This window comes from Aeromonas sp. 600724 (genome assembly GCF_049175135.1).
Taxonomy (GTDB): domain Bacteria; phylum Pseudomonadota; class Gammaproteobacteria; order Enterobacterales; family Aeromonadaceae; genus Aeromonas; species Aeromonas veronii_A.
Genome location: NZ_JAAKUM010000008.1, coordinates 161,235 through 184,055, shown reverse-complemented (window position 1 = coordinate 184,055; position 22,821 = coordinate 161,235). Strand labels below are relative to the sequence as shown.

Annotated in this window: 27 protein-coding genes; 15 read left to right on the top strand and 12 right to left on the bottom strand. The window is 57.1% G+C overall.

Annotation, left to right across the window (positions count from 1 at the left end):
* Positions 1-186: 186 nt before the first annotated feature.
* Both G5168_RS09865 and G5168_RS09860 read left to right on the top strand, forming a co-directional pair.
* Positions 187-396 (top strand): cold-shock protein, encoded by a 210-nt coding sequence (locus G5168_RS09865; RefSeq protein WP_005302803.1) that lies wholly within the window; start codon positions 187-189, stop codon positions 394-396.
* Positions 397-486: 90 nt separating this feature from the next.
* Positions 487-792 (top strand): hypothetical protein, encoded by a 306-nt coding sequence (locus tag G5168_RS09860; protein WP_227340852.1) that lies wholly within the window; start codon positions 487-489, stop codon positions 790-792.
* On the opposite strand, the gene G5168_RS09855 is transcribed toward G5168_RS09860, so the two are convergent.
* A complete protein-coding gene (locus G5168_RS09855; RefSeq protein WP_005334209.1) occupies positions 779-1,027 on the bottom strand; it encodes a TIGR02647 family protein in 249 nt (82 codons plus the stop codon). The two genes, G5168_RS09860 and G5168_RS09855, sit on opposite strands and share 14 nt — an antisense overlap.
* A gap of 73 nt (positions 1,028-1,100) precedes the next feature.
* Positions 1,101-1,274, bottom strand: a complete 174-nt coding sequence (locus G5168_RS09850; RefSeq protein ID WP_227340851.1) for a hypothetical protein — start codon at positions 1,272-1,274, stop codon at positions 1,101-1,103.
* Between G5168_RS09850 and G5168_RS09845 the strand changes: the two genes are divergently transcribed.
* Both G5168_RS09845 and G5168_RS09840 read left to right on the top strand, forming a co-directional pair.
* A complete protein-coding gene (locus G5168_RS09845) occupies positions 1,273-1,827 on the top strand; it encodes a hypothetical protein (protein ID WP_227340850.1) in 555 nt (184 codons plus the stop codon). The two genes, G5168_RS09850 and G5168_RS09845, sit on opposite strands and share 2 nt — an antisense overlap.
* 156 nt (positions 1,828-1,983) lie before the next feature.
* Positions 1,984-2,376 (top strand): DUF2750 domain-containing protein, encoded by a 393-nt coding sequence (locus tag G5168_RS09840; RefSeq protein ID WP_227340849.1) that lies wholly within the window; start codon positions 1,984-1,986, stop codon positions 2,374-2,376.
* 94 nt (positions 2,377-2,470) lie between these two features.
* Here G5168_RS09840 and G5168_RS09835 read toward each other — a convergent pair whose 3' ends face one another.
* The 5 genes from G5168_RS09835 to G5168_RS09815 form a co-directional block, all read right to left on the bottom strand.
* Positions 2,471-4,321, bottom strand: coding sequence for an extracellular solute-binding protein (locus G5168_RS09835; RefSeq protein ID WP_227340848.1), 1,851 nt, complete (start codon positions 4,319-4,321; stop codon positions 2,471-2,473).
* 129 nt (positions 4,322-4,450) lie between these two features.
* The gene (locus G5168_RS09830) at positions 4,451-5,344 is read right to left on the bottom strand and encodes an EamA family transporter (protein ID WP_216954125.1); all 894 of its coding nucleotides are present in this window, start codon (positions 5,342-5,344) and stop codon (positions 4,451-4,453) included.
* Between the two features lie 126 nt (positions 5,345-5,470).
* On the bottom strand, positions 5,471-6,217 hold the full coding sequence (locus tag G5168_RS09825) for a DNA-binding transcriptional regulator YciT (RefSeq protein WP_005344496.1): 747 nt from the start codon (positions 6,215-6,217) through the stop codon (positions 5,471-5,473).
* 94 nt (positions 6,218-6,311) lie between these two features.
* On the bottom strand, positions 6,312-8,744 hold the full coding sequence (locus tag G5168_RS09820; protein ID WP_227340847.1) for a formate C-acetyltransferase/glycerol dehydratase family glycyl radical enzyme: 2,433 nt from the start codon (positions 8,742-8,744) through the stop codon (positions 6,312-6,314).
* A 4-nt stretch (positions 8,745-8,748) separates the two neighbouring features.
* On the bottom strand, positions 8,749-9,645 hold the full coding sequence (locus tag G5168_RS09815) for a glycyl-radical enzyme activating protein (RefSeq protein WP_216954122.1): 897 nt from the start codon (positions 9,643-9,645) through the stop codon (positions 8,749-8,751).
* Between the two features lie 128 nt (positions 9,646-9,773).
* On the opposite strand from G5168_RS09815, the gene fsa reads away from it, so the two are divergent.
* A complete protein-coding gene (fsa, locus tag G5168_RS09810; RefSeq protein WP_421173088.1) occupies positions 9,774-10,427 on the top strand; it encodes a fructose-6-phosphate aldolase in 654 nt (217 codons plus the stop codon).
* 125 nt (positions 10,428-10,552) lie between these two features.
* Positions 10,553-10,732, top strand: coding sequence for a hypothetical protein (locus tag G5168_RS09805; RefSeq protein WP_216954119.1), 180 nt, complete (start codon positions 10,553-10,555; stop codon positions 10,730-10,732).
* Between the two features lie 8 nt (positions 10,733-10,740).
* On the opposite strand, the gene G5168_RS09800 is transcribed toward G5168_RS09805, so the two are convergent.
* Positions 10,741-11,940, bottom strand: a complete 1,200-nt coding sequence (locus G5168_RS09800) for an HD-GYP domain-containing protein (RefSeq protein WP_421231558.1) — start codon at positions 11,938-11,940, stop codon at positions 10,741-10,743.
* 168 nt (positions 11,941-12,108) lie between these two features.
* On the opposite strand from G5168_RS09800, the gene rsuA reads away from it, so the two are divergent.
* Positions 12,109-12,801 (top strand): 16S rRNA pseudouridine(516) synthase RsuA, encoded by a 693-nt coding sequence (rsuA, locus tag G5168_RS09795; protein WP_108542280.1) that lies wholly within the window; start codon positions 12,109-12,111, stop codon positions 12,799-12,801.
* Between the two features lie 17 nt (positions 12,802-12,818).
* Here the strand turns inward: rsuA and G5168_RS09790 are convergent, their stop codons facing one another.
* The gene (locus G5168_RS09790) at positions 12,819-13,718 is read right to left on the bottom strand and encodes a DMT family transporter (protein ID WP_108542279.1); all 900 of its coding nucleotides are present in this window, start codon (positions 13,716-13,718) and stop codon (positions 12,819-12,821) included.
* Between the two features lie 156 nt (positions 13,719-13,874).
* Here G5168_RS09790 and G5168_RS09785 point away from each other — a divergent pair, with 156 nt between their 5' ends.
* Positions 13,875-15,512 carry a peptide ABC transporter substrate-binding protein gene (locus G5168_RS09785; RefSeq protein WP_421173086.1) on the top strand — a complete coding sequence of 546 codons (1,638 nt, stop codon included), beginning with the start codon at positions 13,875-13,877 and terminating at the stop codon, positions 15,510-15,512.
* A gap of 10 nt (positions 15,513-15,522) precedes the next feature.
* The gene (gene yfcE, locus G5168_RS09780) at positions 15,523-16,065 is read left to right on the top strand and encodes a phosphodiesterase (protein WP_421173085.1); all 543 of its coding nucleotides are present in this window, start codon (positions 15,523-15,525) and stop codon (positions 16,063-16,065) included.
* 36 nt (positions 16,066-16,101) lie between these two features.
* On the opposite strand, the gene G5168_RS09775 is transcribed toward yfcE, so the two are convergent.
* The 3 genes from G5168_RS09775 to flgA all read right to left on the bottom strand — a co-directional run bounded on the left by G5168_RS09775 (position 16,102) and on the right by flgA (position 17,611).
* Positions 16,102-16,518 carry a flagella synthesis protein FlgN gene (locus tag G5168_RS09775; RefSeq protein ID WP_040066163.1) on the bottom strand — a complete coding sequence of 139 codons (417 nt, stop codon included), beginning with the start codon at positions 16,516-16,518 and terminating at the stop codon, positions 16,102-16,104.
* Positions 16,515-16,835: a flagellar biosynthesis anti-sigma factor FlgM gene (gene flgM / locus G5168_RS09770; RefSeq protein WP_005344518.1), complete on the bottom strand. Its 321-nt coding sequence runs from the start codon at positions 16,833-16,835 to the stop codon at positions 16,515-16,517. The genes G5168_RS09775 and flgM overlap by 4 nt, the downstream gene beginning before the upstream one ends.
* 92 nt (positions 16,836-16,927) lie before the next feature.
* Positions 16,928-17,611: a flagellar basal body P-ring formation chaperone FlgA gene (gene flgA / locus G5168_RS09765; protein WP_216954405.1), complete on the bottom strand. Its 684-nt coding sequence runs from the start codon at positions 17,609-17,611 to the stop codon at positions 16,928-16,930.
* Positions 17,612-17,755: 144 nt separating this feature from the next.
* On the opposite strand from flgA, the gene G5168_RS09760 reads away from it, so the two are divergent.
* From G5168_RS09760 to flgE, 6 genes are all read left to right on the top strand, one after another.
* A complete protein-coding gene (locus tag G5168_RS09760; RefSeq protein ID WP_005344523.1) occupies positions 17,756-18,667 on the top strand; it encodes a chemotaxis protein CheV in 912 nt (303 codons plus the stop codon).
* A 19-nt stretch (positions 18,668-18,686) separates the two neighbouring features.
* Positions 18,687-19,511 (top strand): CheR family methyltransferase, encoded by an 825-nt coding sequence (locus G5168_RS09755; protein WP_005344525.1) that lies wholly within the window; start codon positions 18,687-18,689, stop codon positions 19,509-19,511.
* A 260-nt stretch (positions 19,512-19,771) separates the two neighbouring features.
* Positions 19,772-20,170: a flagellar basal body rod protein FlgB gene (flgB, locus tag G5168_RS09750; RefSeq protein WP_005344526.1), complete on the top strand. Its 399-nt coding sequence runs from the start codon at positions 19,772-19,774 to the stop codon at positions 20,168-20,170.
* Positions 20,170-20,589, top strand: coding sequence for a flagellar basal body rod protein FlgC (gene flgC, locus G5168_RS09745; protein ID WP_005350658.1), 420 nt, complete (start codon positions 20,170-20,172; stop codon positions 20,587-20,589). The genes flgB and flgC overlap by 1 nt, the downstream gene beginning before the upstream one ends.
* Before the next feature lie 15 nt (positions 20,590-20,604).
* A complete protein-coding gene (locus tag G5168_RS09740) occupies positions 20,605-21,345 on the top strand; it encodes a flagellar hook assembly protein FlgD (RefSeq protein WP_216954111.1) in 741 nt (246 codons plus the stop codon).
* A gap of 10 nt (positions 21,346-21,355) precedes the next feature.
* The gene (gene flgE / locus G5168_RS09735) at positions 21,356-22,714 is read left to right on the top strand and encodes a flagellar hook protein FlgE (protein ID WP_227340839.1); all 1,359 of its coding nucleotides are present in this window, start codon (positions 21,356-21,358) and stop codon (positions 22,712-22,714) included.
* Positions 22,715-22,821: the final 107 nt, after the last annotated feature.

The window sequence follows — 22,821 nt, the reverse complement described above, 5'->3', positions numbered from 1 at the left end:
AGGGCACAAATTTGTTTGCGTAATCTACAAAGCCACGTATAATCCAAACCAGCTTGAAAGGGCGATAGTTATGTCAATGAATACGATGTTTCACATCTTGTCCTGTTGTTCATAAGTTAATCCCGTTTTTTGAGCTTTACCCGCTGAAAAGCATAAGTAATTATTTTGAATACAGGTTTAAAAGATATGTCTAACATGATCACCGGTACCGTTAAGTTTTTCAACGAAACCAAAGGTTTTGGCTTCATCCAGCAAGAAAACGGCCCGGACGTTTTCGTTCACTTCAGCGCCATTCAAGGTAACGGTTTCCGTACCCTGGCTGAAGGTCAGCGCGTACAGTTCTCTGTGACCCAAGGTCAGAAAGGCCCGCAGGCTGAGAACGTAACCGCTCTGTAATTCTTACAGAATTTAAGAAAGCCGTGGTACCTCTGGTGCCACGGCTTTTTGTTTATCTGGCTTCTGCTACTGACTCCCATGTGCTGAATCATGCTGCTATCGCTCTTGCTTGCTGCCACCTTGACTCCGACTTCAGATACGCCGGTACCGGTTCAATCCGCGATGGAAGCGCAGGTGATCTGCCAGCAATTTGTCCAGATCCGGATGGGTGCCGCACAGCAACCTGATGAGGTGAATGCGCGACTGGTCCCTGAAAGGGAGGGGGAGTGGCTGGTGGATGGTAAAGTAAAAGGACCCGAAGGTCCTTTGCTGTTTGCCTGTCATCTTCACCAAGGGGAGCGCTGGGAGCTACTCAACTTTTCACTTTGGGCACCACAGCCGATCAAAGTGGTTTGAGTGCGACCAGTAGATGTTGCAGGTGTTCAACCATGGTCATGCCAAACGGGGTGAGATAGCCGCCATCTTCTGCGCTGATGAGCCCCTGTTGATGCAGACGGGCTGCCGCCTGGCACAACTCTTCAGACATATCGCTGCGTAATTTAATCCCCAAGCTCATGTTGGCCGGATCAAAGCATGCCAGTATTTTCAAATCGTTCACGAATTCGTTAGAAACCTGGTCGATCCCAATCATGGATTTACTCCTTACGCTAAAGATGTATGCAAACTAGCATCCCCGGATCCACTTTAGTGGGGGCTGGCTCAAATTATTGATCTTTGGCTGGATGCTGCGTTTCAAATGCTGTTTTTTTCGGCGTAATCAGATGGTTGGCTGACAGCTTCGCCAAGGGCCGAGCCGGGCCAAACGTGGTAGGATAGGGGAATTCTTTATATCGGACGGTCCATTGGCGGCTGTTCGCCCAGTCCAAGGTATTGCTCATGGTCAAGATCACGCTGGTATCCCTGCTGCATTCACACACCGCCACTTTCCCTGTTTACCCAGTCTCCTTGCTGACCTCCTTGTTGGAGGGCCATGAGGGAGAGGTGTGGCTACCTGCCCGCAAGGGGGGCGACATTACCCATCTTCGCAAACATGCTAAAGGGGCTCGCGCCCGCGAGCTGGCAAATCTCGATGCCGGTTGGTGCGATTTTATATCTGGTCAGGAAGGGGCGACTGCGGAGCTGGATGCGCTGGCCAACTACGACACCGAGATGATGGACAACTTGCAGATGTACTGGCATAGCGCGGGCAAGATCAACAGCCCGATCACAGATAATTTGTTCGAACTTCGTCGCGAAGTGGTGGATGAGGCCCATGGCGAAAAGCTTGCCGCTCTCTGGGAGCAACAACAACAGCAGCGATTTGAGCAGTTGATGAAAAGTGCGGCTGACGGTCGGGATCAACTCTGTTTCGTCGAAGTAGAGTCTGCCTACTGGCTGCGACAGAAGTTGAGCGAGCAACCTGATGTAGAGCTGATCACCCCGACCTTTTAATCAGGTCTGGAAGGTGGGTGAGACGTTTTATTCGCCGCCCTGCTCTATCCTTATGAGCGTTGCTGTTTCCCCGACGGGAGTCAGGAGGCGGCAAGCTGGACAAGCTGACCACAAGATGTGAACATGGCGCCCTTTATCGAGAGAGAGACTTGGCCAATGAGCTATGAACTGAGCGACACCGAGCGCAATGCCGCGCTGCAACTGAACGCTGACTACCGTTACGATCACTTCATCAGCAAGCTGGTCGAGCATGAAGAGCTGTTCGTCCTCACTGACGAGCATGGCGTCATGATGCTGACCACCGATGATGAAGATTGCATCCCGGTATGGCCGCACCCGGAGTACGCCAAGGCGTGGGCCGAAGGCGAGTGGGCCGATTGCAAACCACAGTCCATCACCCTCAAGGTGTGGCTGGAGCGGTGGATTGACGGCATGGAGCAGGACGAGCTGTGTGTTGCCGTGTTCCCGACCCCGGATCAGGAAGGCATCGTACTGGAGCCGGCTGACGTGGCTGACGCCATTGCCGAGAAGCAGGCCAAACGCGGCTGATCACCGAGCTATTCGCAACACCGGTTGCCAACAAAGACCCCGCTATCTGGCGGGGTCTTTGTTTTAGGTCTGTTTGCCAAACGAGTTGTGGCTATCAGGGCTGGCGATAGGTGGTGTCGATGATGGGCTCGGCCGGGAAAGTCTTGCCACTCTTGATGGCTGCCCTGGTCTCGGATTTTAGCTCTTCATCAATCCACAGCAGACCGCCATAGCTGTAACCGCTGTTGTCGCCACCGAGTGGCCAATAGAGCTGCTCGCTCTTGGGCGTTGCTGGTACTTTTGGCAGTTTGATCCAGCGCCATGCCCCTTCCCGGGTGTAGGGCACCTGATACGCAGGCACGAAGCTGGCCAGCTCATAGAGCCGCTGCTGGATCTGCCGTGACAGGGCCGCTTTTTTGGCAAAGTCGAACTCCTTGTCATACTGCTCCACCAAGGCTGTGATGGCGTCGTCATCGATGTTCATGATGTTGTTGGTCTGGGGCTTGTTGGCGTTGACCTTGTGGAAGAACTCCCAATAGGCGGGATAGCGGCTACCCGCCCAGGCCATCAAGGCGCTCTGGTGCTTTTTCTCCAGCATCGATTTGAAACCGGCCGATGCATCCATCAGGTTGAGCTCCAGATTAAGCCCCGCCTTTTTGGCCTCTTCCCGCAGCAGTGTGAGCCGCTGGGCGTGCTCTGCGGTGGTGTAGGTGATGGCGAGGGTCAGTGACTGCCCCTTGTCGTTTTGCAAAATCCCCTGCGGCCCCACTTTGTTAAAGCCTGCCTTGGCAAAGTATTCCCGTGCCAGTTGGGGATCGAACGGACGGGCCTTGATCTCGCTGTTGGTAAATTCACCCTGACCTGAGCCATAGCTGTTGAGGCGTTGGTAATCCCCCCGCAGTAGGGTAGCGAGCATTCTGTCGAAATTGAGGGCATGCTGGATGCCGAGGCGAACATCGAGATTGCGCAGCAGCGGATCGGCGGTGTTGAGATAGAGCCCCATCGGCGGTTGCGGGGTCTGGTTGTAGAACCAGCGCCGCTCGATATACCCCTTCTCGAACTCGGCGGTGTTGGTCTTGTCGTGCCACCAGTTGGGGATCACCAGCGGGAAGCTGTCGAGATCGCCGCGCAGGAAGTGCTGCCAGGCGATGTTCAGATCCCTGAGCACCTTGATCTCGATCCGCGCAGGATTGAAGCGATGCTGGAAGTAGCGCTCGTCATCCCCCCACCAGTTTTCAATCCGCTTGAAGGTGACCGATTTGCCCTTTTTCACCTGATCGATCTGATAGGGACCGGTGACCGGCAACACCTTCCAGTTGTACTCCTTGACCCAGTTGGCGGTGAGCTTGATGGCGTGGCTCGGCTCCGGGCTGATGGGCAGCGATTCGAGCAGATCCTGGCGGCTCTTTTCGGTGCCGCTGGTGATGGCCAGGGTGTGATCATCAAACTTGGTTATGTCTGCTATCTGGGTGCTGTAGTAGTTGTTGTACCAGGGGTCGTTGATCTCCTTGCTGCGCATCATCTTGAGGGTAAAGAGCCAGTCATCGGCGGTGACCGGTTGGCCATCTGACCAGCGTGCCTTGGGATTGATGCGAAAATAGAGGGTCTTGTTGTCGGCGCCGAAGGCCCACTCGTTTGCCAGCATCGGCATGGGGTTGCCGGTGACGGGATGAGTGCTCAGCAGTGGCAGGTTGGTTTCCCGCACGTAACCGGCAAAGCCGCCGTTGGAGTCGGGGCCATATTTGCGCAGGGTCAGGGGGAAGCTGGTCATAAAGGTGCGAAAGGTGCCGCCGCGTTTGGCGGCCGGATCGGCATAGAGAGGGTCCTGGTTGTTGCTCTCCCACTTCAAGTCAGCGGGCAGTGTGGCACTCCAGCCAAACGGGCTCCAGCACAGGGTCAGGGTGATGGCGGTGGCGCGAATGATAGGGGGGAGGCGGCGCCCCCCGGCGGTGATGGTCGATGGCATGTCCTTGCTCTCCTGAAGTCTGCTTCCTGCAGATCACACACTGGTGATGTCAGTCCCGATGGGGACTGGCTCATCATGAAAATTTTATCCTGTCAGGTCAATGAAATAGCGTAAATGGGCAGGCGCTCATCATGTCGCTCTCTGTGGTTTGAACCAGCGCAGTCGGCTACCCAGCAGATGGACCACAAAGCCGAGCAGCACCAGAGCTGAGCCCAGCCACTGCAAGGGTGTTGGATGTTCATCGAGCAGCAGCGCTGCCGTGACCATGCCGACACAGGGGATCAGCAGGGAGAGCGGTGCCACCTGCGCCACCGGATAGCGCATCAGCAGTCGTCCCCACAGGCCGTAACCCAGCCAGGTCGCGACATACGAGAGATAGAGCACGCACAGCAATCCCTGCCAGCTGAAGTCGCGCAGGCTGCTGGCCATCAGCTCCGGCCCTTCGAACAGCCAGGAGAGGGCGAAAAATGGCAGGATGGGCACCAGACCGCCCCAGGCGATCAGGCTCGGCAGCGTGGTCTGGTAGCGCAGACCAATCTGGCGATTGATGACGTTGCCAAGGCCCCAACAGGCGGCGGCACACAGCGTCAGGATAAACCCGAGCAAGGTCAGGTTGCCTTCACCGTGAGTGGCGATGAGATAGAGGCCGAATCCCGCCAAGGGCAGCGCCACCCAGTGGTGGGATTGCCAGCGCTCCCCCAGCCAGATCATTGCAAAAAGCAGGGTGAACACCACCTGGGATTGCAGCACCAGCGAGGCCATACCTGCGGGCATGCCGAATTTCATGGCACTGAACAAAAATGCGAATTGACCGAGGCTGATGGCGCCGCCATAGGCCAGCAGCCAGCGCCAGGGCATGGCGGGTTTGGGTACCAGCAAGATGGCGGGGAAGACCACGCCGATAAAGCGCAGCGCACCCAGCAGCAGTGGGGGGATCCCCTCCAGCCCCCACTTGATGGCCACGAAGTTAAGCCCCCAGCAGAGGATGACCAGAGCGGCCAGAAACTTGTCTTTGGTGTGCATGCGGTGTCCTTCGGTCTGTGGCCTCTGCCATGAGAGGCCAAAAGAGGACGAGCATACCCCCGCCAGGGTGGGCGCCGTCAAGCCGACCGGCGGGGGAGCAACCCGGCAACGGGGGCCAGGTGCGATTCAGGCAGAGACGCAGTGCACTGTGATGCCGCGTGCGGCCAGGGTGGCCCGCATGGGGGCGGGCAGGGCATCGTCGGTAACCAGCACCTTGATCTGGCCCGGCGCGCCAAGCTGGCTCGGGTGGATGGCGCCAAATTTGCTGCTGTCGGTGATCACCACATTGGTCATCCCCTTGGCCAGCACGCTGTTGACCACGTCGGCCCGCATCATGTCGCGGCCGGTAAAGCCCATCTCGGGATGAAAACCGTCGACCCCGATAAAGGCCTTGGAGAAGTGCACCTGCTCGATGCAGAGGCGCGTGAGCGGCCCCACCACGCTCTCGCTCTGATGCTGGAACAGCCCGCCGAGCAGCACCACCTGAGCCGGGGTATCTTTGAGCAGATGGGCGATATAGCTGCTGATGGTGATGATGGTGACCCGTTTGTGCAGGGCCAGATGGCGCGCCAGCATGGCGTTGGCACTGCCCCCTTCGATAAAGACCGTTTCGCCATCTTCCACCAGCTGGGCGGCCCGCTCGGCGAGGCGCTCCTTGAGCAGGTAGTTGATGTTCATCCGGGCATCGGGGTCATCGGTCTCCAGCGCCATGGCCGAGCCGTGTACCCGTCTGAGCAGTCCCTGTTTCTCCAGCGCGGTGAGGTCGTTGCGCACCGTCACCTCAGACACACCTGTGTGTCGGGAGAGTTCACTCACGCTCATCTTGCGAGCCTGATGGACCAGAGTGAGGATCAGTTGGTGGCGTGGATTCATGGTGCGCTCGCATGCAAGGTGGTGGATAGCGGCAAGCCACCCGAGGGTGGCTTGCCAATCATATGACGTCACAGGCGCCATGGGGAGCGCCCCGTCAGAGACTGTGCTCGGTGCGGGCGATGATATCATCTTGCGCATCCGGGGATAAGGCGGTGAAGAAGGCTGAATAGCCCGCCACCCGTACCACCAGATCCCGGTATTGATCCGGATTGGCCTTGGCTGCCAGCAGGGTTTCCCGCGAGACGATGTTGTACTGCACGTGCCACCCCTTGTGCACCTCGAAGAAGGTGCGCAGCAGGCTCATCAGCTTGGCCTTGTCCCGCTCGTTCTCAAGGCTCGCCGGACTCAGCTTCTGGTTGAGCAGCACCCCGCCGAGGATGGCCGCCGTGGGCAGCTTGCCGATGGAGTTGAACACCGCCGTCGGGCCGAGACGATCCGAACCCGACGAGGGGCTGGCCCCTTCCGCCAGCGGCGTGCGGGCGTGGCGGCCATCCGGGGTGGCCATGGTGGCGGCACCGAACGGCACGTTGGCGGAGATGGAGGAGGTGCCCGCATAGTAGGTACCGCCGATGGGGCCGCGGCCGAAGCGGGTGTTGTGCAGCCCCTTGAGCTCGTCGATGTAGCTCTGGTAAGCCTTTACCAGCAGCATGTCTACCTCATCCAGATCGTTGCCATATTTGGGGGCGGCATTGGTGAGGCGCTGGCGCAGCTGCTCCCCCGCCAGTCCTGAAAAATCTTGCTCGAGTGCTTCGGCCAGCTCTTGCTGATCCACTATCCCCTGTTCGAACACCAGTTTCTTTAGGGCAGCCAGGCTGTTACCAAGGTTGGCGATCCCCACCTGCAGACCTGAGACCCAGTCATAGACGGCGCCCCCCTCCTTGATGGTCTTGCCGCGTTCGATGCAGTCATCCACCAACGTGCTGCAGAGGATGTCATGGGCTTGAGCCTCCAGCACGCTGTCGACCACGCAGTCGATCTCGATGGATTTGCGGGTGAAGTAGCGCACCTGCTCATCCCAACGGGCCATCACCTCGTCAAAGTTGCCAAAGGTCCCTTCCCGCAGCGACTGGGATTGGGGCAGGAAGACCTTGCCGGTGGTGGCATCGCGGCCACCATCAAGGGAGGCCAGCAGGATGCGGGCGAAGTTGATAAAGCTCATGCCGGTGCAGCGGTAGCCCCACTTGCCGGGCACGGCGGTCTCGATGCAGCCGATGGCGGCGTAGTGGTGGGCATCCTCCACGCTCACCCCGAGCTTGATGAACTCGGGGATCACCACCTCGTCGTTGTTGAAGGCGGGCATGCCAAAGCCGCAGCGGATCACTTGAATGCAGGCGTCGAGGAAATCCTCGCTCATCCCGGCGTGGTAGCGCACCGAGAGGTTGGGCTGGGTGGAGCGCAGCTGGCCACAGGACTCCAGAATCGCGTAGGAGAGGCCATTGACCGCGTCATGGGCTGCACCATCCCGCCAGTTCTGGCCGCCGATGGTGACGTTCTGATAGAGCGGGCTGCCGGCGGATGCCTTGGAGTGGGTGCCGGAGCGGATCTTGTTCACCTCCAGCAACTTGAGCCAGCACCCTTGCAGCAGCTCGATGGCGCGCGTCCGAGGCAGGGATTCCGACAATTCCACCTCGCGGCGATACCAGGGGTAGAGGTACTGATCCATCCGGCCAAACGACACCGAGTGACCGTTGGATTCGATCTGCAGGATGAGCTGGATAAAGTAGCAGAGCTGCAGCGCCTGCCAGAAGGTCTCGGGGGGCTGGTGGGCGATGTGGGCGCAGTTGAGCGCGATGGTCTCAAGCTCGTTTCGGCGCTCGGGGCGAGATTCTTGTGCTGCCATATCATGGGCAAGTGCGGCGTAGCGCGAGATGTGAGCGCTGACCGCATCCAGAGTGATGGCGACGGCGTGCAGGAACTGCTCGCGCTGCAGATCGGCCCAATCCGCCAAATCCAGCCGACTGCGGCGCTCGGCCACCTTGGCCTTGAAGCCATCGAGCCCCAGCGTGAGCAGCTCCTCATAGTTGACCGCGAGGTGGGCATCCCCCGAGGTCATGTTGCCCTCGGCCTTGATGATGCCGCTCTCCAGCAGCGCTTTCTGCTCGTCGGTAAAGAGGCCGAAGCAGCGATCCTGCACCGTCTGGCCGCGCCAGAAGGGGGTGAGGGCGTGGATGATCGCCTTGTCGGTTTCGCTGACTGCAAAACCGGCGCCGGGGCGATCTGCCAGCTCGTCGACCTCCTTCTCAATCCAGCTCACCGTGTATTCGGGAAAGAGCGGCGCCGCCCGTACCTGACTGGCCTGATTGCCGACGATCAGCTCGTCGTGCTTGATCCAGATGGTGCGTTCCTTGAGGTGATGGGCCAGAGCCAGGGCGCGGCGCACCGGCAGCGGCCGGGCGAGATGAGTCTGATAGGCCTCGGTATAGTGGCGGGCCCGCTCGGTACAGACCGGCGGCTGAACGATGTGGATCAGGCTCTCTTTGTGGGCGCGGATCCGCGGGCTCAGGGTATTGAGGTCGAGCTGGGTCATGATCTTATCCTCTGGTCACAGGGGTCAGCCCCTGACGTTGGGCGTATGCGTGGGCAAAGTGGAGTAAATCGGGGTCGTCAAACGGTGTCTCAGGCGCCTGATAGGGCAGATCCAGCAGGGCATATTTGCCCATCCCCAGCGTGTGGTAGGGGAGGAAGTGGATCTCCTGCACCGTGCCGAGGCTGGCAGCGGTGTCGGTGATGGCTTCGATCGATGCGTGGTCGGCATTGAAGCCGGGAATGAGTGGCACCCGGATCTGCATCGGCACGCCGCGCTCGGCGAGGCGCTTGAGGTTCGCGATGGGCAACTCCACCTTGCCGCGGGTCCAGTGGAAGAAACGTTCTTTATCCACGTGTTTGAGGTCCGCCAGCAGCAGATCCAGTGAGGGAAGGCTTTGCTCAATCTGGTGCCAGGGCACATGCAGGCAGCTCTCGACCGCGGTGTGCAGCCCTTCGGCCTTGCAGCGGGCCAGCAGGTTGGCAGCAAATTCGGGCTGCATAAACGGTTCGCCACCTGAGAGGGTGACGCCACCGCCGCTGCGCTCGAAGAAGGGGCGATCCCGCAAGATGGTGTCCATCAGGGTATCCAGGGTTTCATCGCGGCCGCACACCTGCAGCGCTTCGCTTGGGCAGAGGCCGCGCAGCCGTTCCATATCATCGGCCTTGAGGGCAGAACGGCTGAGCTGGATGCCCTCGCTGTCACGCAAGATTGCCGGACAAGCCTGGCTGCAGAGCTGGCATCCCTCGATGCACTGGCGCCGGTCGAGTAGTATGTCCGGCTTGGGAGAGCGGCTTTCCGGGTTTTGACACCAGCGACAGGCCAGCGAGCACCCCTTGAGAAACACCAGGGTGCGAATGCCGGGGCCATCGTGAGTTGAATATCGTTGCAGGTCGAAAATCATACCGCCTCCTTTTGTATTTGCATTCTATTTGCTTTCATTCGAAAGTTGATTTGATTTCGATCAAGCTGTTTGCAGATGTTTTCTCGCTAGAATGGCGACATATTGAACATCCCGTTAAGGAGTTAGAGATGGAGCTGTATCTCGATACCGCCGATGTGGCGGCAGTGCGTCGCTGGTCACGGATCCTGCCGTTGGCCGGTGTCACCACCAATCCTTCCATTACCGCCGCCGGGGGATTGCCGCTCTGTGAGCTGCTGCCCGCCTTGCGCGATGTGCTGGGGCCCAAGGCGCGCCTGTTTGCCCAGGTGATGGCCAAAACCGAAACCGAGATGGTGCGCGAGGCGTTCGCTCTGCGTGAGCTGGACCCGGATCTGGTGATCAAAATCCCGGTATGCGCAGAGGGGCTGGCGGCCATCAAGAGCCTGACCGCCAACGGTGTGCCGACTTTGGGCACCGCTGTCTATACCCCGCTGCAGGGTTGGCTGGCGGCGGTGGCGGGGGCAGAGTACGTGGCGCCCTACGTCAACCGGCTGGATGCCCAGGGGGGTGACGGCATCGCCACCGTGCAGGAGCTGCAACAGCTGCTTGCGCTGCACGCGCCGAACAGCAAGGTGCTGGCGGCATCGTTCCGTACCCCGCGCCAGGCGCTCGACTGCTTGCTGGTGGGTTGCCAGTCCATCACTCTGCCGCTCGATGTGGCGGAGCAGCTGATGAACGTGCCAGCGGTGGATGCGGCGCTGGTGAAGTTCGATCAGGATTGGCAGCGCGCTTTCGGTCGCTGATTGCCTGATTGCAGTGACAGATGGGGGAGGGTGAGGAGACGCAGGAGGGGATTGGGATTGACCGACTAGACTTGTAATAGGCAGTCAGATGCGCTGGCTGCCTTGCGATCTACCGGAGGTATCCCATGAGCGACCATCTGCTGCTCCCCCATGGTGAAGATCTGCGACGTGCGGTGCGCTGGCTCAGTGAGCACCACCAGTACGATATCGCCGCCATCGAAGAGGCCAGCCTGCGTTTCGATCTCTCGCCGTTGGATGAGGAGTTTCTGATCCGGCACTGGCTCGATAGCCAGCGCCAGTCGTGAGGACAGAGTTAGAAGAAGTTGGTGAGGTTGATGCCAAACTCTTTGGGGTCGACCGTGCACTCGATGCTCTCCTTCACACTCGATCTGGCCAGATCCAGCCACTGCACATCGAGGTAGTGGCGCTGGGAAGCGTGATAGATCACCTTGACCACCGGCTTGAGCGGCTGCTGCTCGTTGCGCTGCATCACGATGGCCAACCGCTGGTTTGAAAGCTGTACCAGCGTTCCCACCGGATAGACCCCCATGCACTTGATGAACTTGGTGACCAGTTCGGCATCGAAGTGCTGGTTGACTCCCTTTAGCAGAATGCGAAAGGCCTGGGTGGGTTGCATGCCAGCCTTGTAGACTCTGTCGGCAGTTACTGCGTCATAGACATCGACAACACCGCTCATGCGGGTATAGAGGGAGAGTTCATCCCCCTTCAGCCGCTGCGGGTAGCCAGTACCATCGAGCCGCTCGTGGTGGTTGGCGGCTACTTCCAGCATGGTTGGGGTGATGCCGGGGGTATTGCGGAGAATGTCGTAGCTATGCACCACATGCTGGCGCATGATGGCAAACTCCTCGTCGGTCAGCTTGCCCGGTTTGTTGAGCACCTCGTCCGGCGTCATGATCTTGCCCACGTCGTGCAACAGCCCTCCCAGAGTCAACTCCTTGAGCACGCTGCGCTCCAGCCCCAGATAACGGCCGAAGTTGGCCAGCAGGATGGCCACGTTCATGGAGTGCTCCATCAGATAGGCATCCTTGGCACGAATACGGGCCAGGCAGAGCATGGCATCGCCATGGGTGAACATGGTGTCCACCATCTCCTCGGCGACTTCGGCGAGCGGAGTGATGTCGATGGGCTCACCCGCTTTGAGGTGGCGAATGAACTTGCCTTGCAGCTCGCGCGCTTCCTGATAGAGGCGGCGGATTTTAAGCTCCCGTCCTTCGCCGTTGGCACTGGCCCGGCGCCCTACCTGGGCGCTGTTGGCATTGAGATCGGGGGAGGTAACGGCGTCACTCTCGGTACTGCCCAGCTTGCTGCGGGCCAGATCGATGCGTACCGTGAGCACCCCCTGACGCACCAGATTGGCAATTTGCGCCACGCTGGTCACCAAGCCCATCTGGGCGATCTCCATCCCACCTGTCTGGCTGGCGATAGCAATGACATACATGCCGGGTTTCAGCTGGTTGACGGGAATGACGGGATAGGATGCTTGAGACTTCATGAGGGCTTCCTGACTCTTATTATTATGAGTATCGTGCGGATGGATCACACCGGAGAAGTGTAACATCGGATGACCAGTTCGTCATAATTGGCAACCCCTTAACAGTGGCGTTGTCGCCCCCGCCCGATATAATGACGCCCCTTTACTTGTTGGACTCCGAGGTTGTGAATGCGGCTTGATAAATTTCTGTGCGATTGTTCCGATTTGACCCGCTCGCTGGCAGGCAAACTGATCCGTCAGGGCGAGGTCATGGTGGATGGTATTGTGGTCAAGCAGCCCGCCTTCCATATCAATGAGCAGAGCCAGATCGAGTTTGACGGCGTGCTGCTGACGCTGGAGCAGCGCAACCGCTATTTCATGCTGCACAAGCCGGAAGGGTATGTCTGCTCCAACGAGGATCCGGATCACCCGACCGTCTTCTTCCTGATGGATGAACCGGCGATGGGCAAGCTGCACGTAGTGGGTCGCCTCGACCTCGATACCACGGGTCTGGTGCTGGTGACCGATGACGGTCAATGGTCCCACCGCATCACCTCGCCGCGCCACGAGTGTGCCAAGACCTATCACGTCTGGCTGGCCGATCCGGTGAGCCCGGATGCAATCGAGCTGTTCGCCGAAGGGGTCTACCTGCGTAACGAGACCGATAAAACCCGTCCTGCCCAGCTGGAAATTCTCGGCGAGTGCGAGGCCCGCCTGACCATCCACGAAGGCAAGTACCATCAGGTCAAGCGGATGTTTGCCTCCATCGGCAACAAGGTCGTTGGCTTGCATCGCGAGCGGGTGGGCGGTTTGACGCTGGATGAAGATCTGGCACCCGGTGAATACCGCGAGCTGACCGCTGAGGAGATTGCCCTGTTCTGATCAGGGGGGGCCGGGTGTCAGTGAGTGCTGAAACCCAGCACCAGCGCGGTGCCCAGGGTGGCAATCAGTGCCCCCGCCCAGGCGGCAATGGATGGCCGCTCCCCCGAGTGCCACCACAACAGCGGCAGCAGCAGTACCGGTGTGGTAGAGGAGAGAATGGCCACCATGCCCACCTCGCCCTGCCGCAGCGCCATCAGGATCAGCGTCATCCCCAGCCCCATCGCCAGAAAACCGTTGGTGGCAATCATGGCGAGGATCTGGCGATTGACCGGTTTGAGCGGCATGGCCAGCGGCAAGCGCCCAAGCCGCAGGACGCAGTGGGCCAGCAGGGCACTGCCCATTCGGATACCCGATGCACTCACCGCATCCACCTCACCACTCATCATCACCGGCTTGGCGATGATGGCCCCCACGCTCTGACACAGTGCCGCCGTCAGGCCAAGGCCAATCCCCAGCGCCAGATTGCCACGGATCTGCTCCCACTCGTTGCTGCTACTGCGTCTGCCAAACAGGATCGCCAGCATCACGCCAGCAAAGACCAGCATGGCCCCCAGCAGTCGCCAGCCTGTCAGCTGTTCATTAAAGAGCCACAGCCCAAGCAGGGCGGAAAACAGCGCATGGCAGGAGAAGAGCAGGGCACTGCGTCTTGGCCCCAGCCGGTTCATGCAGGCAAACAGCGCCGTATCGCCCACGAAGATGCCGACCAGCCCCGAGATGGCGAGCAGGGGCAGGGCGCTTGCGGTGAGGGTTTGCCAGCCACCGGTGAGCAGACTCATGGTGCCGAGCATCAGGCTGACCAGAAACATGCGCCAGCGGCTGTAGGCAAATGCGCCGAGATGACGGGCCGGTTTGACCGAAATTAGCGCTGCAATTGCCCATAAACTGGCCGACGCGAGGGCCAGCCACTCATAACCCATAAAAACTCCTGAAAAAATTAACCCGAAAGACTCCATCTCCCGGGCAAGCCCGATACAATACGGGGCGTTTTCGGGGATAACAAGAGCGGTATCAGGCATTCATCAGGCGCGCCGTCGGCCTTCCCCTCCTGCAGTGGTTTTATTCGAGGTTTTGTCATGAGGTATGGTTTCTTCCCCAAGCTGGCGCAACGCTGGCTCTCCCCGCTATTGCTTGCCGTGCTGGCAGGGCCCCTGGCCCATGCCACCACCGTTGAGCAGCAGCCTTTGCTTGCCGATCGGCAAACCCTGGTCAAGGGCAACGGTGCCGAGCCGGAGTCGCTGGATCCTGCGCTGGTGCGCTCCGGTTTTCCGGGTGAGGCGGTACTGGTCGATCTGTTTGAAGGGCTGGTCAGCGAAGATGAGCAGGGGCATATCGTCCCCGCTCAGGCCCAGCGCTGGGAGGTGAGTGAAGATGGGCTGGAGTGGCGATTCTTCCTGCGCCCCCAACTGAAGTGGTCCAATGGCGAGCCGCTGGTGGCCGCTGATTTTGTCTATGCCTGGCGCCGTCTGCTCGATCCGGCCATCAACTCTCCCTCTGCCGGATTGCTGCTGGCCACGGGGATCAACAATGCGCAATCCATCTATGCCGGCGCGCTGGAGCTCGGCAATCTGGGCATTGAAGCGCAAAGCGATCAGATCCTGAAAATCACCCTGGAGCGGCCGGCTCCCTATTTCCTGCAGCTCATCAGTCAGCGCCCCTTTGTGCCGGTCAATCAGAAGGCGATTGCCAAATTCGGCAAACAGTGGACCGAGCCCGGCAAGCTGGTGAGCAATGGTGCCTACCGGCTGGCAAGCTGGACGCCAAACGAGCGGATCGAAGCCGAGCGCAATATCCACTACTGGGATGACTTTCACACCCGTATCGGGCGTGTCACCTACCTGCCGATCACCTCGCAACATGCCGAACGGCTGCGCTATGAGGCTGGTGAAATCCAGCTTACCAACAAGGTCTCCCTCGGCTATTACCAGAAGATGAAGCGCGAATATCCGGAGCGGCTCTGGGGCTTGCCGCTGTTTGGCACCTATCTCTATGCGTTCAATTTGAAGCGCCCCGAACTGCAGGATGTGCGGGTGCGTCAGGCGCTCTCCATGGCGGTTGATCGACAGCAGCTCATTGAATCAGTGAGCGGGCAGGATGAACAGGCGGCATGGTCGCTGTTGCCGGAGATGCCGGGTTACCCCCGGGTGATATTGCCTGTGGCGCTTGAAGATATGCCAACCCGCCAGGCCAAAGCGGCAGCGCTGCTGTCAGCGGCCGGGTATAACAGTGCGAATCCACTCAAGCTGAGCATTACCTACAACAGCGCAGAAACCCACAAGCAGATGGCGATGGCCATTGCCGCCATGTGGCAGAAGCTGGGGGTACAGGTCACCCTCAGCAGTCTGGAGTGGGGCGCCTATCAGGTGGCCAAGGATAGCGGTGATTTCCAGGTGGCCAGAAGCTTCCTGTTTGGCGATTACGTGGAGCCATCAGCCATGCTGGGCAGCTTCCGTTGTCAGGATCTGCGCAACGAGAGCGGCTACTGCAATCCCGACTTTGATCTGATGCTGGAGCAGGCAGCCAATACGCTGGACAGCGCGAGCCGGGTTGAACTCTACCGGCATGCCGAACAGTTGCTGCTTGAGGAGGCGCCGATCCTCCCCGTGTATCATTACAATCAGATGAGACTGGTCGATCCCGCGCTGCGAGGGCTGCCCAGCCAGAATTTGAAAGGGACGATTGCCACCAAGGATCTCTATTTCAGCCCGCAGTGAGGAGCATTTCATGAAACTTGCCATCATTTCCGACATCCACGGCAGCATCATTGCGTTGGAGCGGGTGCTGACCCAACTTGACTCCTGGCAGCCGGATCACTATCTGCTGCTCGGCGATCTGCTCAACCATGGCCCGCGTAATCCTCTGCCGGAAGGGTATAACCCGGCGGCAGTGGCTGACAGGCTCAACGAGCTTGCGCCACAGATCATCGCGGTGCGGGGCAATTGCGATTCCGAAGTGGATCAGATGCTGTTGCGCTTTCCCATCACCGCCCCCTACAACCAGTTGCTGATCGATGAGCGGCGCTGGTTTGTCAGCCACGGTCATCTTTATCGCCCGGACGAGGTACAGCTACCGGCGGGTAGTCTGTTCATGAGCGGCCACACCCATGTACCTGTGCTGGAGTGGCAGGGGGAGCGGGTATTGATGAACCCGGGGTCGATCTGTTTCCCGCGCGGCGAGTTGCCTGCCAGTTACGGGAGCTATGAGGACGGGGTACTGCGCGTCAATGCGTGTGAGGACGGGCGAGAGTTGTTGCGACTGGTGCTTTAAAACGGAGTGCAAAAATGCAAGGCCTGATAAGAGATGTCAGGCCTTGATACCGTAAGAGCGGGTGCCAGAGCGAGTGTTACCCTTGGCGTCATAGGTCAGGCTGTTGCGATCACGCAACTGACTCAGAAAGGTTGCCAGACGACGGTTGGAGACGATGCTCAATTCAAGCAAGCGACCGTTGATATCATTTTGTGCCTGGCAGGCATCCAGTTTTGCGCGAAGCTGCGCCATCTCGTCGGGATAGGCTGCTAGCTGCAGTGCCAGTTCCGGCATCTCTGCCAGTGTCTTGTCCAGAGTTTCTATCGCAGCAAGCAATTGCTGTTTGCGCTCGGTCAGTGCAGGCAGGGCCAGTGCCTGATGCTGCTCGAGCAAGCTGAACTCCTCTTCCAGAATGCCTTGCATCTGGCTAAGGTAATCATCTTGGGTGTGCAGTAACGAAGGTAAGTCCATCATCCCAGAACTTTGTCCAGATTGGCCTCGAAACTGAACATCTTCTTGGCTACAGCGTCGCTGTTAACCTGATATTCGCCACTCGCGACGGCTTTTTTCAGTCGTTCAACCTTGCTCTCGTTGCCGGTTGAGGCGGTATTGAGGTTCTGTTGCATTTTTTGCAATTGTTGCGCCTCACTGGTCAAGGAGACGGAGTCCAGCTTGACAGTGGTCGCTTTGTTTTCGGGCGATGAGGTGACTGACTTGCTGCCTGTCCCTTGGCTATTAGCGGTATTTTGCAACCGATTATTCGCCAAGTTGTTGATATTGTTGATGGCCATTTTAGTTACCTTCGTCTGCTTTAAGATTTGCTTACCTGTTTATCGGTGCGGCAGGTCAAAACTTTAGAAAAAAAATTGTCAGGCTCCAGATATCAAAAAGTGACTGATGCGGCACCGACTGCTGTGACTTTACCTTCCACCGTTTTGCCGGAGCGAATATTGACGAGTTTGATGATCTCTCCGAAACTGCCATCTTGCAAGGCTCGGGCCATGGTTTTGATCTGGAAGTTGCTGTTTTCGGCTGTCAGGGTGACCTGATCCCCTTTACATATCACGCAAACCTGGCTCAAGCGGATGGGCTGTCCCGGTTTGATCTCCCGCTTGCTGCGTACCCCAATCAAAGGGGCCGGGTTGGTCAGATAGTCACCACGGATCAGGGTTTGATCCTGAAACGCCACTACCAGCTTGCTTTCATTCAGCAGATCCCCTTTGGCAATGGGGTCGGTGACAGTAACAAAGGGTTTTTGAATACTGACCCTTACCGGTAAGTAGACATCCCAGGGTTTTTCTTCCTCACACTTCATGTAAACAGTTGTATTACGACGAATTTCCATTTTTGCTGGCAAGCTGATGGTCAACAGATCATCGCAACGGGTTAGCGGGAGTCTCTCATCAAGGGTCGCGGCAGTGACCTCTGCTCTGGCATCCAGCGGCAGATCGAGTTGACCATAAACGAACTCTTGTGCCTGCTCTCTCAGATAGGTTGTGACATCCGAGGCATGGCTCGAGGATATGCTGCCAAAAAAGAGGCTGATGAGTAAAAGTCGGTTAATCATTTTCGCTCGTCGGTCGATAAGTTGTTCACGCATATCACCATATTTAACTATGATTGCTTCAGAATCTGTTTGTTGTCACATCGATAGTCTGACGCAATCCATCACGCATGCATGATTAATGCCAAGCGTTTTTAGGGAGTGTTTATGGCCAGTATCCTGGACTCGGTCAACCAACGTACCCAGCTAGTGGGGCAAAACCGGCTGGAATTGTTGTTGTTTCGTCTCAATGGACGTCAAAGATTTGGCATCAACGTATTCAAAGTGCGTGAAGTGTTGCAGTGCCCCCCCTTGACCGTGATGCCCAAGTTGAACTCCTGTATTCGCGGAGTGGCTCATATTCGTGGCCAGACTATCTCGGTCATCGATCTCAGCATGGCAATGGGCAAGCGCCCCATTGAAGATTTGAGCAAGTGCTTCATTATCATCTCCGAGTACAACCGCTCCATTCAGGGTTTTTTGGTGCACTCGGTCGAGCGCATCATCAATATGAACTGGGAATCTATCCTTCCTCCCCCCAAGGGGGCTGGTCGCATCAACTATATGACGGCGGTTACCGAGGTTGATGGCGAGTTGGTCGAGATCCTCGACGTTGAACGTATTCTCAACGAAATATCTCCGGTTTCTACTGAGGTCAGCCAGGAGCTGGTGGAGGCCAGTGTCGAGCATCCGACCTTGGGACGTCCCGTATTGGTTGCTGACGACTCTTCGGTTGCGCGCAAACAGGTACAGCGTGCGCTGGAGGCGATCGGAGTTGAATGCGTGCTGGCAAAAGATGGCCGCGAAGCATTGAACATGCTGCTGGAGATGACCAAAAATGGCCCTATCAAGGATCAGATTGCGCTGGTGATTTCCGATATCGAAATGCCCGAGATGGATGGCTATACATTCACTGCCGAGATCCGGAATAATCCCAATCTCAAAGATTTGCATGTTATTCTGCATACCTCGCTCAGTGGTGTATTTAACCAGGCTATGGTGCAAAAAGTTGGTGCAAACAACTTTATTGCCAAGTTCCAGCCTGATGAATTGGCCAAAGCCGTACAAAACGCACTCTAATTTAAAGAAGAACAGCTGCATGAAGACACTTTCGGATGACTTATACAAACAGTTCAGCAACTTTCTTGCGGTTCAGAGCGGGATCGTGCTGGGTGATAACAAACAGTATCTGGTGAAGAGCCGTCTTTCACCTTTGATGGCACAGTTTGGCATCGAGAGTCTGTCTGAACTGGTCACCCGTGCAATGAGTGTACGAGAGCGTGACCTGAAAATGGCGGTTGTTGATGCGATGACCACTAACGAGACCCTCTGGTTTCGTGATACATATCCGTTCCAGCTGCTGACCGACAAGATTTTTCCTGAATTGGGCAAAAGTGGTCGCCCTGTCAAGATTTGGTCTGCTGCCTCATCTTCGGGACAGGAGCCATATTCTATCGCCATGACGGCGCTGGAGCAGCAGATGAAGAAGCCGGGTACCTTGCCCGGTGGAGTGCAGATTGTCGGGACAGACATATCGACTACCATGCTGAATCAGTGCAAGGAAGGGGTATATGACAGTCTGGCTTTGGCACGCGGATTGTCGCCAGAGCGCAAGAAGATGTTTTTTGAGCCCTATGGTGACAACAAAATGCGGGTGGTAGAGCGAGTCAGAAAATTGACCACCTTTCGGCCGCTCAATCTGCTGGAGAGTTATAGTCTGCTCGGTAAATTTGACATCATTTTTTGCCGTAACGTGCTTATCTACTTTGCACCGGAAGTGAAGTCAAAAATCCTCAACCAGTTTGCATCCAGCCTCAATCCTGGTGGATACCTGATGCTGGGAGCGTCGGAATCGCTGGCGGGTTTGACTGACCGATTCGAGATGATTCGGTGCAATCCCGGAATTGTTTACAAGGTCAAATAACGTTGCAGCCCATGGTATTCAATGAGTTGTGATTGGTGACATTGTTATAAGAGAAGGAGGCACAGTGCCTCCTTCTCTCTTTATGGCTCCATTCTTATAGCTCCATTCGTGATGGCATTGCACCATGTTCCTATCTATCGCGCAGCAGATCCTTGCACTCCGTTTAAAGGCTTTTATAGCTAGGCTCGACGGCCCGCAGCATTTTGAAAATCGTCTGGCACATCTCTTGCAGGCAAAATATACCAAGCAGGAGGTGTGCTATGGCTTTTTCATTCGACAAGGCATTTGGTATCCATCAATACACGCTGGGTGTTCGCGCCAAGCGTGCCGAGGTGTTGTCCAGCAATATTGCCAATGCGGACACGCCAGGTTTCAAAGCAAGGGATATCAACTTTGCACAGGCATTGCAGGATGCCCAGCATAAACAGGGTTTTGGCCTGGTAACAACCAGTGAAAAGCACTTTGCCTTGAATATGGATGCCCCCGGTACTGTTCAATACCGCAATCCGTTGCAGCCTGATACGGGTGATGGCAACACGGTGGATGTGCAGCAGGAACGGAGCGAGTTCTTGCGCAACAGTCTGGAGTACCAAACCTCCCTGGAATTTATGAATCGCAAGATCAGTGGCCTGCTTAAAGCCCTGAAAGGAGAGCAGTGATGAGTTTGTTCAAGGTCTTTGATATTGCCGGCTCGGCCATGAGTGCGCAGTCCGTGCGCCTCAATACAGTTGCCAGCAACATGGCCAACGCGGACAGCGTAAGCTCCAGCGTGGAAAACACTTACCACGCCAGGCGGCCAGTTTTTGCCGCTCAGCTCGATCAGGCCATGTCAGACAAGCAGGGATCGGTCGGCGTTGAGGTGAAGGGCATTGTCGAGAGCAAGGCTCCACTGCTCAAGGAGTACAACCCCAACCATCCGATGGCGGACAAGGATGGCTTTATCTTCAAACCGAACGTCAACATGGTTGAAGAGATGGCTGACATGATCAATGCCTCGCGCAGCTACCAGACCAATGTACAGGTTGCAGATTCGGCCAAGAAGATGCTGCAGCAGACGCTCCAGCTTGGCAAATCCTGATAGGAGGGATGCAACATGGTCGACACCACAAACAGTGTGAACGGCATTGGCCGTACCACGACCCAGACCACAGGCACCACAACGACGCCGAAGAAAGAGCTGGATCAGGCTTCGTTTATGAAACTGCTGACCATGCAACTATCATATCAGGATCCCTTCAAGCCGGTGGACAATGCCCAGATGCTCTCCCAGATGGCTTCCATGTCTACCTCGGAGGGGATCAGCAGTCTGTCTACCCAGATGGGCAAGCTCAATGAGCAGATGATCTCCAGCCAGGCTCTGCAAGCATCTTCTCTGGTTGGCCAGAATGTACTCTTGCCCAGCAATGTGGGCTATCTGGACAAGGAGGGCCCTGTTTCCGGTGTCGTTCAGGTTGGCACGACCAATCAATACGCGGGTGTCAAGATTATCGTTGAAGACGAGGCGGGTCAGGTCATCAAGGAATTTAGCCTGGAAGGAGAACAGAAGGGCAATGTGGAGATCGCCTGGGATGGCACTGACAAGGCGGGCAACCGGGTCAAGCCAGGCAAATACGTGATCAAGGCCAGTGGCAGTGTGGATGGCAAGGCAGAAACTATTCCCACATACGCTTATGGCAAGGTCGACAGCGTTGCCCTGGGGAATGCAACAAATCCCACAATGCTTAATTTGAAGGGACTGGGGAGCACCCTGCTGAGTTCCGTCCTGCAAATATCAGGCACCAATCCAAACCAGACGGCTACTCCGTCAAAAACCACGTCGACAGCATCGATCTAAGGAGCTGGATATGTCATTTAACAATGCCTTGAGCGGTGTCAACGCGGCACAAAAAGACTTGAACGTCACCGCTAACAACATTGCGAACGTCAATACAATGGGCTTTAAAGAGTCCCGTGCCGAGTTTGCGGATGTCTACGCCAACTCCATCTTTGTCAATGCCAAGACTCAGGTCGGTAACGGTGTGGCGACCGGTGCTGTTGCCCAGCAGTTCCATCAGGGTGCGCTGCAATTTACCAATAACGCACTGGATTTGGCCATTCAGGGGAACGGCTTCTTTGTCACCTCTGATGGTTTGACCAACCTGGATCGCACCTACACCCGTGCCGGTGCATTCAAGCTCAATGAAAACAGCTATATGGTCAACAATCAGGGCCACTATCTGCAAGGCTACGAGATCAACGCCGATGGCACACCCAAGGCGGTCAGTATCAATGCGACCAAGCCGATCCAGATCCCTGATCGGGCGGGTGAGCCGATCAAAACCAGCAAGATTGATGCAAGTTTCAACTTGCCTTCCACCGCATCGCCCCTGCCTGCAGGTAATGGTGCGGGGGATGCCTCCACCTTTGACCCTAAGGATTCCAAAACCTACTCCTCATCCACCTCAGTGGTGATTTATGACTCGCTCGGTGAACCTCACACTATCACCCAGTATTTTGTCAAAGAGGCAGATCCAACAGACCTGACCAAGCCAGCCAGCCCGACAGCTTGGCGCATGTATCTCTATCAAGGTGACAAGCCGGTCGATATCGTCGGAGGGGTGACGCCAACAATGGCCACAGGGTTGAATCCTGCACCTGCCGGTGCCCGAATTACCTTTGGTGCCGATGGTAAAATGATTACTCCGACCACACCGGCAAACATCCAAACGGAGCAGTTGGGGGCAGCAGGAGCGGGAATTATTACCAATGGTGCGGATCCTACCCAGCAGGTAGATATCACTTTCGGCACTGTGACCCAATATGCCTCACCGTTTGAAGTCAACAAGTTGTCACAGGATGGTTCCACTGTCGGCCGTTTGACCAAGGTCGAGATCACGCCGGATGGGATTGTCTCTGCAACCTACAGCAATGCCACCACCATCAAGGTAGCCATGGTGGCCATGGCCAAATTTGCCAACTCGCAAGGGCTGACCCAGGTGGGTGATACTTCCTGGCGGCAATCCCTGCTCTCCGGCGATGCTTTGCCGGGAACGCCCAATTCAGGCACCTTCGGTACCATCAAATCGTCGGCGCTGGAGCAATCCAACGTAGATTTGACCTCCGAACTGGTTGATCTGATCACTGCCCAGCGTAACTTCCAGGCGAACTCCCGCTCTCTGGAGGTCAACAGTTCGCTGCAGCAGACCATCTTGCAGATCCGTTAATTCCTCTCAGGCGACGGGGCACCTTGGGTGCCCCGTTTTTTTATCGTTCTCTACTGTCGAATGGCGTGGCATTCCCCTTCTGTTGGCATCCAAATTGCAGTTCTGCT